At 50.9% G+C, this 17,720-nt stretch carries 16 protein-coding genes; 7 read left to right on the plus strand and 9 right to left on the minus strand.

Features of this window, described 5'->3' with window-relative positions; all coding sequences use genetic code 11:
- On the plus strand, window positions 1-322 hold a 322-nt coding region (locus tag CODIS_RS17610; RefSeq protein ID WP_201259043.1), incomplete at its 5' end, for a gamma-glutamyltransferase.
- A 43-nt stretch (window positions 323-365) separates the two neighbouring features.
- On the opposite strand, the gene CODIS_RS17615 is transcribed toward CODIS_RS17610, so the two are convergent.
- The gene (locus CODIS_RS17615; protein ID WP_069127549.1) at window positions 366-935 is read right to left on the minus strand and encodes a chalcone isomerase family protein; all 570 of its coding nucleotides are present in this window, start codon (window positions 933-935) and stop codon (window positions 366-368) included.
- A 406-nt stretch (window positions 936-1,341) separates the two neighbouring features.
- Between CODIS_RS17615 and CODIS_RS17620 the strand changes: the two genes are divergently transcribed.
- Window positions 1,342-1,749 carry an HU family DNA-binding protein gene (locus CODIS_RS17620; protein ID WP_069127551.1) on the plus strand — a complete coding sequence of 136 codons (408 nt, stop codon included), beginning with the start codon at window positions 1,342-1,344 and terminating at the stop codon, window positions 1,747-1,749.
- A gap of 112 nt (window positions 1,750-1,861) precedes the next feature.
- On the opposite strand, the gene CODIS_RS17625 is transcribed toward CODIS_RS17620, so the two are convergent.
- The 4 genes from CODIS_RS17625 to CODIS_RS17640 form a co-directional block, all read right to left on the minus strand.
- Window positions 1,862-2,371, minus strand: a complete 510-nt coding sequence (locus CODIS_RS17625; RefSeq protein WP_069127698.1) for a retropepsin-like aspartic protease family protein — start codon at window positions 2,369-2,371, stop codon at window positions 1,862-1,864.
- A 76-nt stretch (window positions 2,372-2,447) separates the two neighbouring features.
- Window positions 2,448-3,059, minus strand: a complete 612-nt coding sequence (locus CODIS_RS17630) for an MlaC/ttg2D family ABC transporter substrate-binding protein (protein WP_083220877.1) — start codon at window positions 3,057-3,059, stop codon at window positions 2,448-2,450.
- A gap of 306 nt (window positions 3,060-3,365) precedes the next feature.
- A complete protein-coding gene (locus CODIS_RS17635) occupies window positions 3,366-5,480 on the minus strand; it encodes a nitric oxide reductase activation protein NorD (RefSeq protein WP_069127553.1) in 2,115 nt (704 codons plus the stop codon).
- Window positions 5,481-5,543: 63 nt separating this feature from the next.
- Window positions 5,544-6,341, minus strand: coding sequence for a CbbQ/NirQ/NorQ/GpvN family protein (locus CODIS_RS17640; RefSeq protein ID WP_069127555.1), 798 nt, complete (start codon window positions 6,339-6,341; stop codon window positions 5,544-5,546).
- 369 nt (window positions 6,342-6,710) lie between these two features.
- Between CODIS_RS17640 and CODIS_RS17645 the strand changes: the two genes are divergently transcribed.
- The 5 genes from CODIS_RS17645 to CODIS_RS17665 all read left to right on the plus strand — a co-directional run bounded on the left by CODIS_RS17645 (window position 6,711) and on the right by CODIS_RS17665 (window position 14,652).
- Window positions 6,711-9,185 (plus strand): EAL domain-containing protein, encoded by a 2,475-nt coding sequence (locus CODIS_RS17645; RefSeq protein WP_069127558.1) that lies wholly within the window; start codon window positions 6,711-6,713, stop codon window positions 9,183-9,185.
- A gap of 281 nt (window positions 9,186-9,466) precedes the next feature.
- Window positions 9,467-10,741: a CoB--CoM heterodisulfide reductase iron-sulfur subunit A family protein gene (locus tag CODIS_RS17650; RefSeq protein WP_069127561.1), complete on the plus strand. Its 1,275-nt coding sequence runs from the start codon at window positions 9,467-9,469 to the stop codon at window positions 10,739-10,741.
- Between the two features lie 4 nt (window positions 10,742-10,745).
- Window positions 10,746-12,995 (plus strand): FAD-dependent oxidoreductase, encoded by a 2,250-nt coding sequence (locus tag CODIS_RS17655; protein WP_069127563.1) that lies wholly within the window; start codon window positions 10,746-10,748, stop codon window positions 12,993-12,995.
- A gap of 120 nt (window positions 12,996-13,115) precedes the next feature.
- Window positions 13,116-13,739 carry a 4Fe-4S dicluster domain-containing protein gene (locus tag CODIS_RS17660; protein ID WP_069127570.1) on the plus strand — a complete coding sequence of 208 codons (624 nt, stop codon included), beginning with the start codon at window positions 13,116-13,118 and terminating at the stop codon, window positions 13,737-13,739.
- 13 nt (window positions 13,740-13,752) lie between these two features.
- Window positions 13,753-14,652 carry a CoB--CoM heterodisulfide reductase iron-sulfur subunit B family protein gene (locus CODIS_RS17665; protein ID WP_069127573.1) on the plus strand — a complete coding sequence of 300 codons (900 nt, stop codon included), beginning with the start codon at window positions 13,753-13,755 and terminating at the stop codon, window positions 14,650-14,652.
- 322 nt (window positions 14,653-14,974) lie between these two features.
- Here CODIS_RS17665 and CODIS_RS17670 read toward each other — a convergent pair whose 3' ends face one another.
- The 4 genes from CODIS_RS17670 to CODIS_RS20640 are packed head-to-tail and all read right to left on the minus strand — an operon-like array spanning window position 14,975 to window position 17,646.
- Complete coding sequence (locus CODIS_RS17670; protein ID WP_154723193.1) at window positions 14,975-15,655, minus strand: hypothetical protein; 681 nt, start codon at window positions 15,653-15,655, stop codon at window positions 14,975-14,977.
- Between the two features lie 53 nt (window positions 15,656-15,708).
- Window positions 15,709-16,206 carry a Panacea domain-containing protein gene (locus tag CODIS_RS17675; protein ID WP_069127579.1) on the minus strand — a complete coding sequence of 166 codons (498 nt, stop codon included), beginning with the start codon at window positions 16,204-16,206 and terminating at the stop codon, window positions 15,709-15,711.
- A gap of 14 nt (window positions 16,207-16,220) precedes the next feature.
- On the minus strand, window positions 16,221-17,324 hold the full coding sequence (locus tag CODIS_RS17680; protein ID WP_069127581.1) for an ImmA/IrrE family metallo-endopeptidase: 1,104 nt from the start codon (window positions 17,322-17,324) through the stop codon (window positions 16,221-16,223).
- Window positions 17,317-17,646: a killer suppression protein HigA gene (locus tag CODIS_RS20640; protein ID WP_083220879.1), complete on the minus strand. Its 330-nt coding sequence runs from the start codon at window positions 17,644-17,646 to the stop codon at window positions 17,317-17,319. The genes CODIS_RS17680 and CODIS_RS20640 overlap by 8 nt, the downstream gene beginning before the upstream one ends.
- Window positions 17,647-17,720 lie beyond the last annotated feature (74 nt).

Genomic DNA, 17,720 nt, shown 5'->3' on the forward strand with positions numbered 1-17,720 from the left:
GGCGATCGTAATGGGTTCCGGGGGTTCAAACCGGATTCGCAGCGCGATACTGCAAGTGATTATCAATCAGCTCGATTTCCGCATGCCCCTGGAACAGGCCATCTCCTTCCCTCGCATCCATTTCGAAAACGGGCTGCTGAGCCTGGAACCGGGGATCGATGAGTCAATTGCCGCAGCCTTGAAAAATGAATTTCCAAGACAGCAACACTGGCAAAAAAAGAATCTGTTTTTCGGTGGAACCCACTGCGTGGCATTGGATGAAAAGGGGGGCCACATGGGCATAGGCGATGAACGCCGTGGTGGCGTCAGTCTCTCCATATAGCCACTACGGCAGCCACGGTCTGTTAACACTCATTCAATCGGCCCTAGTCAGATCCAAGCAGCTCCTGTTTGAGGGATTTGCTGATTGGAGAATCGCCCAACCATACCATGAGCAATGCCTGATAGAAGTCACCCCCCGGGATAACCCCTTTTTCCACACCCTTGATTGTGACGATAGTACCTTTGCCGGGCATGTAGTCCAGACTGATCAGGTCACCCTTCTGCAAAGTCTGGAACATGGCATTGAATTGATCGAGACGATCACCAACAGCCTGCAACTTCTCAGGACTGAGATTGGCACTGAATCCATCATTCCAGCCCTCAACAAATTTCTCTTTTTCAATCTCAGAGTAGAGAATCTGCATCTGAACACGGGCCGGCCTGTCGACATCGATCACTTCGGCTATGTCACTTGTCGATTGTTGAAGATAGAGCGAGGCCAGATAGATCTTGAAAAATACTTTCTTACGAATACCGGCACCGTTCAAGACCAATGCGGCATTATCCGCCTCTCTGACGATCTGCTCCGGCAGCGATATGCCAGCTATTTCTCTGGCTTGGATTGTCATCATGCAGGTCATTAACAGACAGGTAATTACAATTTGTCGCATCATTTATTCATCCTTTGTTCAAATATCCAATCAGGCTGCCGTTAGCTTCTCTAACCCATCATAGCGGGATGGACTCATACAGCATGACTATCGTTGTTGTGTGGTACGGAAATCGTAAATTTGACATCAGTAACCGCCAACCACATACATTTTGCCTGTATCGACATCAACCGCTGTGGATCACATATATCTCTCGATAAGCGAATCAATCATAGCTTACTATGCAGCCGGGCTGCTAAACATACATTGCTGTTACCTGTCCATTCATGGCGGAATTAACGTCAAATAGGGGAAAATTAACTGAGATCATGAAAAAACTATACAAAAAACTGTATTTTCGTATTTAACTATTTAGAATCTGTGTTATTTTTAACACGCACAACTATTTTCATAAGAAGGAGCAAACCATATGGCCCTCAGAAAAACCACCAAAAAGACTGCAAAGAAAGCAGCAAAGAAAAAAGTAGCTGCAAAGAAAACAGTCGCAGCACCACGCTTGAAGTCAATCGCAACCAAACAGACAAAGACCCAGATCATCGGCGCTATCGCCGAAGACACCGGCCTGTCGAAAAAGGATGTCTCCGCAGTTTTCGGCTCGTTGGATTCGCTGATTACGCGTCATATGCAACGCCGAGGCTCTGGCGAGATAACCATTCCAGACACCGGCATCAAGGTACGCCGGGTTATCAAACCTCGAACCAAGGCGCGTATGGGCCGTAATCCCGCTACCGGCGAAGCCATCAAGATTGCCGCCAAGCCAGCCAAGACCGTCGTCAAGGTGACTGCACTCAAAGCCTTGAAAGATAAGATCGGCTAATGCCTTACCGCTGCCACTACGTCCTGTAGTGGCAGCGGCAACTCACATATTCAGTCTCGCTCACCTAGAGCAAATCATCCATCGAATACTGTTTGAACGGCACTCTTTAATACTACTGGGGTAATATCACCAACTCCCTGCCCTGCTGTCTCAAGCTGAGATGCTTGAGAAAACTCATACCGAGCAACACCTCATCATCCGGCATGCTTGGCAGGATTGTCGCCTTCACATCCCGCATTTCGATCGGTCCCAATTGCAGTTGATCGATCTTCGTCAACCAACTGCGCACAACCCCGTTAGCAGTTCTGCTTTGCGTCGCTATCCCTCGCTGTAACCCCGCCTTGTCCGCCAAAGCGGATGAGACCGCAACATATGTCGCTCCGGTATCAAGCAAAAATGTCACCGCTATACCGTTGATGCGGCCAGGTGCGACATAGTGTCCTGCACGATTTCGCTGCAAGACAACTGCCACTTTCCCACCGTCATAAGTAGTGACCTTGAGATCCCGGTTTGGATTTTTCTGCTTATTGAGCCATTGTGAAAACAACAGGGTCAATAACAACAACAGCAGCAACCAGGCAGCCAGAATCATCCATCGTCCGAATCTCTGGCGTTCACTCATTTGACGTATTACCCCCGGGGCAAGGGGCCACATCATTTTTCAATCCGGCAACCAATTATATTGTGTTGATAAACGGTTAACGACGGTAGCTTCTGCCGCCGCCCTGAGCGCGTGACAGATTGGCGACATGACGCCGATAAAAGGCCAACGCGCTGTTGCCGTTGGCCGACACATCAAATACCTTCCAGCCATCATCACTGCGGTAGAAACGAAAATCCAACGATGCCGGATAACCGCCGGCCTGTAAAATACCAACCCTTACTTTCACCTCATTGTCAGCGACCCGCCGTGGCCGAAAGAAACGTACATCCTGATTATCATAGCTTGAGAGTCTCTTGCTGAGGGTACCGAGCAGCATCTCTTTAATCTTCTGAGCCAACGCCTGTCGCTGCTGATCATTCATATGCCGATTCATGGGACCCGCCGCCCAGGTCGCCATATACGCAAAATCAAAATAGGGTGCAACTTCACGCTCCAGAAATGCCGAAATCTGCTGTGGTTGGGGGCTATCCGATGTACGAAGGAATCTCAGCAGTTTCGTCATCCCTTCGCGCAACAGGGCATCGGGCCCCACCTCCTGGTACACAGGGGCCTGTAGTCGCGATGCCGGGTAGTTGTAACCTGGGGCTGCCTGCACCGATGCGGCAAACAGACTCAATGTGGTAATGGCCATTAATACTCTTTTCATATCTCCTCCGTCAGGGTGATTGGAACGTCTTTGCGTCCTCCAGGTGAGAGTGCCTACTGCTGATCTCAAAATCAAGCATATCAGCAGGTTGATATTTGAATACCTCCGATACAGTATCTATCCGACGCCTTACCATCCCGAGCTTGGCCGCTGTCTACCAGTGGATTCAACCCATTGCCGTGAATACACGCCAGTCACCATAAATCTGAACAACTTGAAAATCATTTAGTACCTGGTGAAATAATGACTGAACTCTATCGATACACAAAGATGACTTCCGCAATGGATCCAACCCGTACGCAATCATCAAGTGGTTATTTTCTTATAGATATCGGAAACCTTCAGAGGTAGTTTTTCGATCTCGTTGACAACGGTATAGTTCGCCGCACCGTACATATGAGGCAGATAGTCCTGCCCCTCTTCATCGATAGTAATGCAAAAGGCGTGAATACCTTGGCGTCTCGCCTCGAAAAGGGCCTGCCGGGTATCCTCAATACCGTATTGGCTGCGGTATTCGTCATTGTAGTCATCCGGTTTGCCATCTGACAACGTGATCAGCAATTTGGTTCTTGCTTCCACTTCATTGAGACGATGACTCAAATGGCGGATCGCGGCGCCCATACGGGTATAGTCTCCGGCACGCATAGCGCTGATTCTTGCCTTTACCCCATCATCATAGGGCTGATCAAAGCTTTTTACGGGAAACACTTCACAACGCTTGCGGCTCATCCCGGTAAAACCATAGATTGCATAGCGATCACCCAACATTTCCAGCGACTCGGCCAGCAGGATCAAGGCCTCTCTTTCTGCTTCGTTGACCCAACCCTGGGTTGAACCGGACATATCCACCATAAACATCACCGCGATATTTCGCTCTTCCCGGTGCATGCGTGTAAAAAGGCGATCCGTCATCTCCAATCCTGTGTGCATATCCGCCCAGGCTTCGACAAAGGCATCGATATCCACGCTATCACCGTATACCTGGCGCTTCAGTAACCTGTCCTCATCACGCAGCGCCTCAAATGTCTTGCGCAGACTCGCTAATAAACGACGATATTTGTACATGACCCCGGCAACAAAATCATCGTACTCCTCCCTGACGGGCATCTCTCTGACGACACACCAGTTCTTGCGATAGTGTTTGCGTCGATAGTCCCACTCCTGATAGAGAAAAGCGCCGTCTTCGTGATAGGTGCCGCTCCACACCTCCTCCGGCTTCAACGTTTCCTCTTCTATGTCTTTCAGATCGTACTCTCCAGGTCCGGCAGGCGTAAGATACTCTTCGGGAATGTCACCCAGGTCCTGAACAATCGATGTCATCAGATCTCTGATCTCTTCAGAGAACGGAACTGACTTGCCATTTACCTGCAATTCAAACTGCATCTCCTCCACAAACGGGGAATCATCCAAGGGTGTCAGAGAAAAACGATCAATCGGTTCCTGATCGTCGCCTGACTGTTGCAGATCATCGGCGATCGCCTTCAAGTCCACGCGCAGTTTGGCCTTTTCCCTTTCTATCCGTCGCAGCATAACCGCCAGCACCAAATCCGGTTTCAATTGACCGTGAAAAAGAGCTATCTTCGGCAACCTGTTGCCGATAACACGTTTGCAAATATCCAGGGAGTCTTGCGCCGTGGCCTGGCGCGTTTGCAGAAAGGCCACCTGTTTTACCCAACCTTCCGGGAGCGGCTCGGGATTCAACTTTTTCGAGAGTTCCTTCATCTCGCGAAAGAGTCCCGGCAGTTCCCGTTCGATACAGGCATTCAGGCGTACGGTTTCAACTGCATGAAAACATCGCAGCGCCCTTTCCGGCGTCGGATGCGCCTCCATATAGGGGATCAAATCGGCACGGAAGGTCCCGAAGCGAACCTGTGCCCAATGATAGGCCACAGCAGCCTTATAGAGTAAAAAATTATCCCTGACGTTCGGCAGATGAGCCATCACAGCGGGAAGGAATATCACCTCACCGTCGGTATAGAGGTAATCGGCCTTTTCAAGTTTCAGCTTTCTGCCGGACAATCCTTGAACGAATGGAAGCAATACACCCGCCTGTTCATCAAACACAGACCCGGCAGCCCGTTCACGCCCCTGCTCAACAAAGACATCCATATCCCTGATCGTCGCCAGCGCGGCATGCAGACCGGAAGTATCGTATAGATCCATCGACTGAACGAGCCAGGCTTCGATCATCGACTCGTCCATCTGTCGAAGCGCCCCGGGCGCCTGTTGTGCAAACTGATAGGCAATCTCGATATGGGTACTGGCGGTGCGTCTTATCCAGTCAAGAATATATGCCTGCTCCTCTGATGGCAGTCCGGCAAGCTCCTCGCTTATTTTCCGGGTATTGCGGAAACTGTATTCAACCTCGAAGTAATCATCGAGTAGTGTCTGAATCTGCATTTGATCGAGTTGCGGTCTCATACCGCCGCGACGCCTTGAGGCCTTGGTGTGCGTCTGATATCACACATCAGATGAGATACAACACTAAAAAAGAGAGGCGCTGAGTTCATTCACCGCCGCCAGCATATCCGAATCATCCGTCAACGCCTGGGCCACACATGCGCGACAGGCCACCACCGGCTTAACCCCACTGGCAATCAGTTTCGCTGCGTGCACCAACAACCTGGTCGAAGCCCCCTCATCCAATCCGCTGCCCTTGAGGTTTCTCGTCATATGGGCAAATTTAACCAGCCTGGCCGCCATCTCTCCATCGACTGCCGCCTCGTTCTGAATGATCTTTTTCTCCAGTTCCGATTCGGGATAGTCAAATTCCAGTGCAACGAAGCGCTGACGCGTACTCTGCTTAAGATCCTTGAGTACACTCTGATAACCTGGATTGAAGGAGATGGCGAGACAAAAATCTGCCGTCGCCTCAAGCAGCTCACCCACCTTCTCCATGGGTAATACGCGTCGATCATCGGCCAGCGGATGTATCACAACCGTCGTATCTTTACGCGCCTCCACCACTTCATCCAAATAACATATGCCCCCGGCACGCACCGCCGCGGCCAGAGGACCGTCCACCCACACGGTTTCGCTATTCTTCACCAGAAATCGGCCCACCAGATCCGAAGCGGTCAAGTCATCATGGCATGAAACAGTGATCAAAGGACGCTTCAGACGCCATGCCATGTGCTCCATGAAACGGGTCTTGCCACAGCCGGTAGGGCCCTTCAATAGGACAGGCAATTGATTCAGATAAGCGGCTTCAAAAACAGCTATCTCGTCATGGACCTGTTCATAATAAGGCTCTTTTTCGAAATAGTACTCTTCTGGTTTCAATGTTTAATTTTCAAGTAATTTGGATAACGGCCGTAAAAGCTAACTGGGCCGGACGATAATCGCAACTTAATAAACCATGGGCTTACAAGGGGCTTTTATCCATCATGTATGCACATCGAGAGTGTTAAGCAGTCAACAAAACAGGAGTTTTGGTTCAATCAAAGCCCAACAATCAGCAAGTTAACCCAACAACTGAGAGGTATACTGATTATACTTTCAAACTGGAACAGTTGTTAAACTTGCACCAAGCCGCATAACGGTAGAGGGTGACGCTGTTGACAATTGCAAACAGGGACCATTGATCGCTTGAATGAGGTCTAATCACTTGTCTGTAATTGTCAAATCTACGAAACATTTCAGGGAATGTTGATGTCAGGACAACTGCGGGCTCTTGTAATTGAAGACTCCGAATATGAACATAATTTGTTGCGTAAAACCCTCCATCGTGGCGGCTTGGATCTATCTACCCTGCGCATAGACTCTCTGGATTCCCTTAAGAATGCCTTGCAATCCGAGGAATGGGATCTGATTCTATCGACGACGGATATCAAGGATTGCCCCCCGGAAGCGAGTCTCGACTATCTACAAGAGCATAACCTTGATATCCCGTTTATCCTGGTATCCGATCATATCGGTGAAGAAAAAGTCGTCACGCTATTGAAGGCGGGTGCGAACGATTTCGTCAATTTCAAGAATCTTACCCGCCTGGTACCTGCAATTGAACGCGAACTCAAAGAGGCTGCGGTACGCCGCGAAGCCGAAGAGACCAAACAGGCACTGCATCGCAGCGAAAACCGCTATCGTCAACTGGTCGATGATTCGCCCACGCCGATTCTGCTGCTGCAAGACGAGAAGATCGTCTTTCTGAACAAGGCCGCGAAACAGACGCTGGCTGTATCCGAGCTGGGACAGTTGATAGACAAATCCGTCAGCGAGCTCTTGCATGACGGCCCTCCCGAGCTGATGGAATCTCAGCTGAAGTTGTTGCGCAATCACAACAGCCGGCCCTACCAGGCTGCATTCAGACGTGCCGACGGTATCATCATTCTCGTTGAGGTCTTTGTCAGTCCGGCAGAGCACGAGGGCGCGCCCGCCACGCAACTTGTCTTTACCGATGTGACCCAGCGTAAGGATTCGGATACAAAGCTGCAACAGGCTGTACAGATCATAGAGCACACAATGGAGGGTGTGCTGACTACCGACAACCAGGGCATGATCGATTCTGTCAACCCGGCCTTCAGCGAGATTACCGGCTATTCCGAGACAGAAATCATCTCGCAACATCCGCGGATATTGATCTCCGACAAGCACTCGCCCGAATTTTTTGATGAGTTGTGGAACGAAGTCATTCAGACGGGATCCTGGCGTGGCGAAATCTGGAATCAGCGTAAGAACGGAGAGATCTATCCGGCCTGGATGACCATCAGTTGCGTACAGGATGAACAGGGGAGCATAGTCCATTACGTCGCTGTCTTCTCCGACATCACCAGTATCAAGCAGACCCAATCCCAGCTTGAACATCTGGCTCATCATGACTCCCTCACCAATCTCCCCAACCGGTTGCTGTTCGAGGACCGTCTGGAACATGCGATTGCCCAGGCGAAACGTCAAAAACGCCAGCTTGCCGTGCTGTTTCTCGATCTCGATCGCTTCAAAAACATCAATGACAGCCTCGGCCATGCGATGGGGGACGAACTCCTGAAAGAGGTTGCCACGCGGCTGCAGAACATATTGCGCGATGACGACACCGCCGCACGCTTGGGGGGTGATGAATTCACTGTCCTGGTGGAAAACGTCGAGGACCCGAGCCAGGCGGCCGTGGTTGCATCCAAGATCCAGGAAAAGTTCAAGGCCCCCTTCAGGATTGCGGGGCGGGAACTCCATGTCACTACCAGCATCGGCATCAGCATCTACCCTGAAGACGGCAAAGATGTGGCGGACCTGACGAAAAATGCTGATGCCGCCATGTATCAGGCCAAAGAACAGGGCCGTAACAGCTACCGCTACTACACATCGGAATTGACGAGGACAGCATTCGAACGGTTGCTGCTCGAGACAGAGCTTCGCAGTGCCCTGCATCAGAATCAGTTGTTGCTCTATTATCAGCCGCAGATATCCTTGCACAACGGTGAGATGACCGGCGCGGAAGCGGTGCTGCGCTGGCACCATCCGCGTCTCGGCATTATCCCGCCAGCACGCTTTATTCCCCTCGCTGAAGAGTCAGGCCTGATCCATGAAATCGGCAACTGGGTACTGAAAGAGGCCTGCGAACAGACACGCTACCTGCATCGACAGGGGCTCTTTCATGGGCGCATGGCCATCAACCTGTCGGTCAGACAGATCATGCAGACCGACCTGATCCTGCGTTTTGAGCAGATCATCGGTGAATCCGGCTGCCCGCCGGACATGCTGCAACTGGAGGTCACTGAGGGCATATGCATGGGACAGATGAAGCACTCGGTCCCGGTGCTTGACGTATTCAAGAAACTCGGGGTCTCCATCGCCATCGACGATTTCGGTACAGGCTACTCCTCCCTTTCATATCTGAAACAGCTGCCGATCGACAAACTCAAGATCGATCGCTCCTTCATCCGCGACATGCCCCATGACAGCGATGCCGTCGCCATCACCCAAGCGATTGTTTCATTAGGCAAGAACCTGGGGTTGAGAATCACCGCTGAGGGTATCGAAACCATGGCGCAACAGTCGCTCCTGCAGAAAATGGGATGCCAGGAGGGGCAGGGGTATCTCTACAGCCCGCCGGTGCCCGCAGAGACCTTCGAGGAGATGCTGCTCGAGGGCAGAAGAACCTTCCACCACCACTTCTCCAACTACGGAAGATAAGACCTGGGGCCTGTTGATACGCATCCAATCGGCCCCGGTATTCATTAGCAAAGACTTATACTCCATAACCCAACTCTATCATCTCATTCAAAAATTCGATGGATTATTCCCAGCTGGGATATAGAAGGCGCGCAAGAAGACGAGTAAGGTATCGAGTCCAGAATCTAGGGCGGCATATTCGACCCTTGATAATGAAATAACCAAGCTGACAAGTCAACAATAACCTGTCAGAGGTTTACTTTTTAAGTGTTATAAAGCCATTCCGCAACGGAGGAAAATCCATGACGGAAGTAATCGCAACCAATGAGACTATTCTCGTGGTCGGTGGCGGCATCAGCGGCATGACCGCTGCTTTGGAGGCCGCTGAGACGGGAAAGCAGGTCGTACTGGTTGAAAAGCGCCCCTATGTCGGCGGTCGCGTCACCCAGCTGTATAAATACTTTCCCAAGCTCTGCTTTCCCACCTGTGGGTTGGAGATCAATCAGCGCCGGGCAAAGATGAACCCGAACCTCAACATCATCACCATGGCCGAGGTTACCGACATCAAGGGTGAGGCGGGCAATTACACCGCCACTGTCAAGATCAGCCCCCGTTACGTGAATGAGAACTGCACCGCCTGCGGTGATTGCGCCAAGGCAGTGGAGACTGAATTCGACGATGAATTCAACTATGAGATGGGCAAGCGCAAAGGCGCCTACCTGCCCCACCGCATGGCGCACCCCCAGCGATATGTGCTCGATCCGGCAATCATCGGCACCGATGATGCGCAGAAGGCAAAGGATGCGTGCAAGGTCAACGCCATCGATCTGGACATGCAGGAAGAGACCATCGAGTTCAAGGCCGGCGCGGTCGTCTGGGCCACCGGTTGGAAACCCTATGACGCCAATAAAATTCAGCCTTACGGCTACGATCGCATCGCCAACGTGATAACCAGCGTCGAGTTCGAGCGCATGGCCGATCCCAACGGCCCCACCGGTGGCAAACTGGTGCGCCCCTCCGACGGCAAAGAGGTAAAATCGGTGGCCTTCATCCAGTGCGCCGGTTCCCGCGACAAGAATCACCTGCTGCACTGCTCGCGCATCTGCTGCATGGCCTCCCTGAAGCAGGCCACCTACCCGGCGGATGAGGTGGATATCTCCATCTACTATATCGACATCCGCGCCATCGACCGTTTTGAGGATTTTTATCAGAAGGTCAAGGCGAAGGAGAACGTCAGCTTCATCAAGTCAAAAGTCGCCTCCATTGTGGAGAACAAGGAGAACGGCAATCCGACCCTGCACGGCGTCGATACCGAGGGTTACAACCGTTACGCCAACGAGCACGACCTGGTGGTCCTGGCTGTCGGCATGGAGCCCAGCGTCGACAAGGCGAGCTTTCCGGTGGAGATCGTCATCAACGAAGAGGGCTTCATCGAGCCCGCGCCCGAGAACGGCGGTGTCTTCGCCGCCGGGTGTTCGTCCGATGCGCTGGATGTCAACCGCGCCGTTCAACACGCCACTGGCGCCGCCCTGCGCGCCATCCAAGTGGTTAATCGCGTAGCAGCGACGGAGGGTTAAGAGAGTGGCTGACGAAAAGAAATTTGCTGGATATGTCTGCACCGGCTGTGGCCTGGGCGAACGCCTGGACGCCGGTCAGCTGGAAACCATCGCCACCCGTGACGGCAAGATGCAGAGCTGCAAACAACACGAGATGCTCTGCTCCGCCGAGGGTGTGCAGATAATCAAAGACGACATCGCCAATGAAGATGTCACTCACGTCATGATCGCCGCTTGTTCCAAGCGCGCCAAGGTTGAGGCCTTCAACTTTACCGACGTGGCCCTGACCCGCGCCAACCTGCGCGAGGGCGTCATCTGGGTTCGTCCCGATACGGACGAGAACAGCGAGACCACCCAGGAGATGGCGGAAGACTACATCCGCATGGCGTGCGCCGAGCTCAAGTCCATGACACAGCCCTCCGCCTCCGGCGAGCAGACCCTCAACAAGAACATTCTGGTTGTGGGCGGCGGCGTCACCGGCATGACAGCGGCTATCGAGGCCGCGGCAGCCGGCTACCCGGTCCACCTGGTGGAGAAGAGTGGTCAGCTGGGTGGCGCACTGGGCGGTTACTACAAGGTCATCCCGACCCGTTCACCCTACGACGCCCCGGCGGAGAATCCTGTACCCGGCATGATCGAGGCGATCGAGGCCGACGACAGGATCACGGTCCACCTCAACAGCACTCTCGCCAAGACCGAAGGCGCACCGGGCCGCTTCAGTGTCGAGGTTGCCACCGAATCCGGCAGCAGCGAGACTCTCTCCATCGGCGCTATCGTCCAGGCCTCCGGCTGGAAGCCCTACGATGCCAGCCAGCTGCCCGAGTTCGCCCATGACAAATCGGCCGACGTGGTCACCAACCACGAGCTGGAAGCCCTGGCGGTCGCAGCCAATGGCGGTCCGATCAAGCGGCCTTCCGACGGCAAAGAGGTGACCTCGGTCTGCTTCATCCAGAACGCAGGCCAGTGTTCGGATAAGGAGGGCCATCTCTCCTATTTCTCCGGTGTCACCGACCTGGTCTCCATCAAGCAGGCGATGTACTTCAAAGAGTTGAACGGGGATTGCGATACCACCATCCTGTTCGACAACCTGCGCACACCTGGCGCCGGCGGCGAGGATTTCTACCGCGCCGGTCAACAGGCGATGGTTACCTTCTCCAAGGGCATCGCATCCGAGGTTGTGCCCGGTGACAGCCTGACCGTCAAATTCGAAGACAAGATCCTCAACGAAGAGACCGAGATGGTCTGTGACCTGGTGGTCCTGGCCACCGGCATGGAGCCAAACTCCGGTCCCGATCCCTATGCCCAGCTGATGGTGGATGAGGCGGAGGATGAAGAGGAGAAGGCGAAGGCCCAGGCGATCCTTGATAATGCGCCGCCCTCGATCCTCAACCTGCAATATCGTCAGGGCACCGACCTGCCGCATCTGAAGAACGGGTTCAACGACTCGCACTTCATCTGTTTCCCCTATGAGACCCGTCGAACCGGCATCTATGCCGCCGGTCCGGTGCGTCGTCCCATGGATGCCCAGCAGGCCCGTGACGATGCCACCGGCGCGGCGCTGAAGGCGATTCAGGCAGCTGAGAACGCCGGACTGGGACGCGCCGCGCACCCCCGCTCCGGCGATCTCTCCTTCCCAAGCTTCCGCAAGGAGGGCTGTACCCAGTGTAAGCGCTGTACCGTCGAGTGCCCCTTCGGCGCCATCAACGAGGACGAGGAAGGCTATCCGATGTACAACGAATCCCGTTGTCGTCGTTGCGGTACCTGCATGGGCGCCTGTCCGGTGCGCGTCATCTCCTTCGAGAACTACTCGGTGGAGACCGTCAACCAGCAGATCAAGAACGTCGAGATCCCCGAAGAGTGGGACGAGAAACCACGCATTCTGGTACTGGCCTGTGAGAACGATGCCTATCCGGCACTCGACCAGGCGGCTCAGGCAGGCGTGGAGATCAATCCCTGGGCGCGAGTCATACCTGTCCGCTGCCTGGGCTCTGTGAGCCTCTCCTGGGTTACCGATGCATTGAACAACGGTTATGACGGCATCGTCATGATGGGCTGTCGTCGCGATGACGACTACCAATGCCACTTTGTACGCGGCTCGGCCATGGCGGCGGAACGCATGAGCAAGGTGGGCGACACCCTCGATACGCTGAATCTTGAACCGGAACGCGTGATCCTGCATGAGGTTGCCATCACCGATGTGGAGCGTGCGCCCCAGTTGATCAACGACATGGCGGAGACCGTGGAGAAGATCGGCCTGAGTCCGTTCAAGTTCTAATCGACGGTGACAAGGGCCTGCCCCGGCAGGCCCTGCGCTGAAAGGACGGCCTGAACAACTTTACTTTTTGTAGGGTGGACTTGGCCAACCACCCTGGACACCCTACAAAGGGGAGTAAAAATGAGTGATTTAAACACCGCAATGATTGAAAAGTACCGCAGCAACTTCCTCAAGGAGGTTGAGGCGAATGTTGAGGAGGGCGAATGGGTCAAGATGTGCATGCAATGCGGCGTGTGCTCCGGCTCTTGTCCCCTGGGTAAGCATTGGGATCATCCGCCGCAGGAGATCTTCATGATGATCCGCGCCAACAAGCGCGAAGAGGTGCTGAGCACCGACTCCATGTGGATGTGTACCTCCTGCTACAACTGCATCGCACGCTGCCCGCGCGGCCTGCCGATCACCCATATCATGCACGGCCTGGCGGTCTACTCGAAGCGTCTCGGCCTGATCCAGAAGAAGCAGCCCACCGCCGAGTTCTCGCAGATCTTCTGGGACAACCTGATGAAGAAGGGTCGCGTCAACGAATTGAAACTCGGTCTCTCCATGTACTTCAAGGACGGTTTCGGCCAGGGCGTCAAGAACGCCATGGCGAATCAGAAACTGGGCCAGAACATGATGAAGGCCAAACGCATGAACGCCATGGAGTTCTTTGGCGGACACAGCGTGAAGGATCTCTCCGGCTTCCAGAACATGGTGAAGAAGGCCCAGGAGATCGAAGAAGGCAATCTGAAAGACGCGAAGTGAGGAACAGACCGACATGGCTAAGATAGAACTTTCATTCTACCCGGGTTGCTCCTCACAGAAGGGAGCCACCTCTTCCAACTATTTAGTCTCCGCGCAGACCATGTGCGAAGAGCTTGACATCCAGCTCAACGAGATCCCCGACTGGAACTGCTGCGGCGCCTCCATCGGCTACGGCGGTGGTGGCGAATTGCCCCGCCTGGCCCTCTCCGCCCGCAACATCGCACTGTCCGAGGAGCACAACTCGGGACAGGAGATCGTCGCCACCTGCGCCGCCTGCTGGCTCTCCACCCGCGAAACCAAAGAGCGACTGCACGAAGACGAACAGATGTTCAAGGACGCCAACGCGGCACTCTCCGAGGCCGGCCTGAAGTACAAGGGCGAGTCCAACGTCCGCCACATGGTGGAAGTGCTGGTCGAGGATATCGGTTTCGACGGCATCAAATCCAAGGTCAAAAAGCCCCTTGAGGGCCTCAAGATCGCCGGTTACGTCGGCTGTCAGACCAACCGCCCCTTCGGCATCGCCGGTGAGTCCTTCGAGAATCCCCAGTACCTGGACAAAATCGTAGAGAGCGTCGGCGCCGAGTCAATTCCCGGCTACGAAAAGAAAGTCCAGTGCTGCGGCGGCGCCCTCGCCTTCTCCGAACCGGAGAAGTCCCAGGAGATGATCAAAGGCATCATCGAGGCGGCCTACGACAACGGTGCCGACATGATCGTCACCCCCTGCCCGCTGTGTCAGGCCAATGTGGAGATCTATCAGGACAATATCAACGAGACCTACGGCACCAAGTTCAACATGCCGGTGGTTTATTACTCCACATTGATGAGTGTCGCCTTCGGGCGCAGCGCTGCGGATGCAGCCCTCAACGGTCAGATCATCCCGGCCAAGCAGCTTGAAGAAATCGCTAATAAATAAGGCGGTATACCTTCAGTATTGAAAGCCCGCTTCGGCGGGCTTTTTTTGCTTTGAGAGGTATTTGGAGTGACTTGCAAACTTTAAACCTCTATTATCGTCGGTATACATTTTGTATAGGTATGAAAATTTTTTTAAGCAATATAAAACAACTATAATCCTGCATTGGGTTCAAATCTCAATATTTAGCAGAACACCTTGAAGAAGCATTGATATATTTAAAGACCTTCTTCACAATCCCGATAAAGTATAAACAGACCTTGATCCTTGTCATAAAACAATTCCGTGCAATCAGTCACAAGATAGAATCAAGTGTTGCGTAAAATCATTTATCCCATAGCCTATACTGACCAATATCGACAATAATCTCGTCCCCCTTTCGCTTACTCGGAATATCGACTTCTTTCAATCTGTCTTCTGCACGTTCAAAACCCTCAGCGAATATGGCAAGCATTTCATTAGTTTCATTTGAGTTAAAGGTTTGGATATCTGCTGTATCGATAACCTTAAGCTGCCGACATCCATTAGAGTTGTTCGCACTGAAGTCAAGAATTTCAAACTTTGCCGTATCTAACTCAGGATCCTGACGCAGCATCTCCCTAACCAGCGTAACAAATAATGACAACTGTTTTTCATCAAGTGGATTTTGCTTCCAGAACATGAACCATGGAAGATAAATCTGCCCACCTATACCGTATATAAAGACAGACTTAAACGGAATTCTTAGATCTCTTCCAATTGGATAAAAGCTGGGGGTTACATCATTCACGAAATCGTATTGTATGTTACTAAAATACCCGTGGAGTAGCGGAACAACCTCCAATAGAATTTTTTGCACTCTCTTACGCTTTTCTTTCTCACGTATTCCCTTGACAATTTGCTCTTCAGACACTTTAAAAAGCAGACTATCTCTAGCCACATCATTCAGCGCGTTATAATTAAATGAAGGAGGGTTCATTACCAATTTGACAAATTCATCCTCTATTTTTTTGGTGAATCGTACCAATTTCTCGCTAAATGTTGTATTGAAGGAACTCTGAGTTTAGCCATGAATTTAACCTATTGTAGTGTATAAAATCTCTCTTCTGCAGTGTAATAATTTAGGATTTCTTGATTATTAATTTGCATTCCCGGATTTACTCTTGAATCATGGTGCCATACTTTATACCATGGACCACCCGGAACATGCGATTGCTCTACTAACTGATTGACACTCAATCTTGAATAAATAGAAACAATATCTTCTAATAAACTCTTTTCAACTTTGTCCATATTGATAATAGCGATAACTTCGTTACCTGTATGTGGATCTAATTTTGTTGCTCGAGCAGTTATTTTTTCATCTCCGAACTCCTTAAAGGACCTATACAAATAAGGCAAAACTGGGCCATATTCCCAAGCCTCAAAATTTTGCTTAATAAGTGGTTTTTTTGCTGCTACTAAAAACCACACATGGCAAAAATATATAATTTTCTGTAGACCTAAATTTGTCAGCGACAACCCATTTTTATCTGCATAATCCAATACGAAATTTGCAACTTCTCGGCCATCATGCATATAACAACTCTCAATTAAGATACGATTTCAAAACTATTCTTTAGTCTATTTAAAGCTGACTTATAGCCAATTACCCCCTCATGCTGAAGCCTACCAACAACAATTCCAGGGTGAATATTAATTCTTTTTGAAAATTCAAGAATTTCAACGTGACTTCTAAGACCCACAAGATCAAACCGATATTCTTCAGGTATAAGAATACTACCTGCCCAATCATTAGCCTCTAACTCTTTCTGATTTTTAGATTTTAAATCAGTATTATCAAGATAGATGTCACTTTTTTCATTTGAGTGAAGCAGGATGTGAGCAACCTCATGGAAAAATGTAAACCAAAACTTGTCGTTAGTCTTACCATAGAGGGACAACTGAATAATAGGACTATGTCCATTTAGCCAACGTGCAACACCACTAACACGTGATTTTGGGATTGGTTTGACAAGTAATAGTTTAACTCCTGCCTCCAAACAAAGTTCATACAATGCGGGGTAAAAGTCATCAGGAGTTTGAACGGTTAACTCCCGTATTCTCTTAATTGCGCTTTCAAATTTTGATCTGTTGTACTTCGGAGCACTAGTTTTCTCCGCTTCTATTTCTCCTAACCTTAACCAAGCTGATATAGCCCCATTATCAGCTTGCTCTTCCTTTGTCTTCCTAAAGGATACAGACATAGAGCCGTAATAATTCCTCCACTCATCTGGTGATGCAACACCAAAGAAACTTAACAGATGCTCTACAAGGATCGGCTTGTTGGAATCAATATTTCTAATGTTTTCAATCGCTCCAATTTTCTTAAGTTCATTCACTGGCACATCATCAAGCCAATCAATCCATCCTTTATAATTCTGTTCTGCTTCTAATCTTGCGACATGTTGTCGATACTTTGATTCTCGATTCATCCAAAATGAAACTGTAGAACCAAGCACTCTTTCAAGCTTTAGTGCAGTATCGTATGTAAGGGTAACTTTACCTTTGATAAGTTGATTTAGGTGTTTTGTGCTAAATCCAAGTCGATTTGCAAGCTCAACCTGATTCCAATCGCGCTCCTCCATCAAATCAAGAATTGTATCACCAGGCGGTGAAACCCAATCGGGGGTAAAATTATATTCTTGACTACTCATGAGGATCTCCAATAAACACTATAAATATACTTTCAACATTCGACCAATCAATGCCGCCATCACCTTTTTTTGGCGGAGGTTTTTTCAATGGCTCAAATAACAACCTATCTCCACCATGTAAATCTAAAGAAAATAAGTGTGCTTTATCCCCAGTATATGGATGAGGCCTTCCAGCTATCAATTCAGAAACATTTGATGCGGCTTCGATATCTGACAGTCTGGTACGCAGCTTTTGGCCACTATTTGGCCCAAGCTTTTTATCAGCTTCCTTGGCAGACAGGCAAAGCTTCTTGAGCTTTCCATTTTTGTAATCGACTTCCAAATCAATAATTCCATATATTTACCTATATGGTAAATTATTATGGCATCATATATTGACTATTTCAAGTGAGTGAA

The organism is Candidatus Thiodiazotropha endolucinida (assembly GCF_001715975.1).
Lineage (GTDB): Bacteria > Pseudomonadota > Gammaproteobacteria > Chromatiales > Chromatiaceae > Thiodiazotropha > Thiodiazotropha endolucinida.

What these genes read in the sequence shown, in the direction of transcription:
- CODIS_RS17615 (WP_069127549.1), bottom strand. Translation starts at nt 935, where the DNA reads ATGATGCGACAAATTGTAATTACCTGTCTGTTAATGACCTGCATGATG.
- CODIS_RS17620 (WP_069127551.1), top strand. Translation starts at nt 1,342, where the DNA reads ATGGCCCTCAGAAAAACCACCAAAAAGACTGCAAAGAAAGCAGCAAAG.
- CODIS_RS17625 (WP_069127698.1), bottom strand. Translation starts at nt 2,371, where the DNA reads ATGAGTGAACGCCAGAGATTCGGACGATGGATGATTCTGGCTGCCTGG.
- CODIS_RS17630 (WP_083220877.1), bottom strand. Translation starts at nt 3,059, where the DNA reads ATGAAAAGAGTATTAATGGCCATTACCACATTGAGTCTGTTTGCCGCA.
- CODIS_RS17635 (WP_069127553.1), bottom strand. Translation starts at nt 5,480, where the DNA reads ATGAGACCGCAACTCGATCAAATGCAGATTCAGACACTACTCGATGAT.
- CODIS_RS17645 (WP_069127558.1), top strand. Translation starts at nt 6,711, where the DNA reads ATGTCAGGACAACTGCGGGCTCTTGTAATTGAAGACTCCGAATATGAA.
- CODIS_RS17650 (WP_069127561.1), top strand. Translation starts at nt 9,467, where the DNA reads ATGACGGAAGTAATCGCAACCAATGAGACTATTCTCGTGGTCGGTGGC.
- CODIS_RS17660 (WP_069127570.1), top strand. Translation starts at nt 13,116, where the DNA reads ATGAGTGATTTAAACACCGCAATGATTGAAAAGTACCGCAGCAACTTC.
- CODIS_RS17665 (WP_069127573.1), top strand. Translation starts at nt 13,753, where the DNA reads ATGGCTAAGATAGAACTTTCATTCTACCCGGGTTGCTCCTCACAGAAG.
- CODIS_RS17675 (WP_069127579.1), bottom strand. Translation starts at nt 16,206, where the DNA reads ATGCATGATGGCCGAGAAGTTGCAAATTTCGTATTGGATTATGCAGAT.
- CODIS_RS17680 (WP_069127581.1), bottom strand. Translation starts at nt 17,324, where the DNA reads ATGAGTAGTCAAGAATATAATTTTACCCCCGATTGGGTTTCACCGCCT.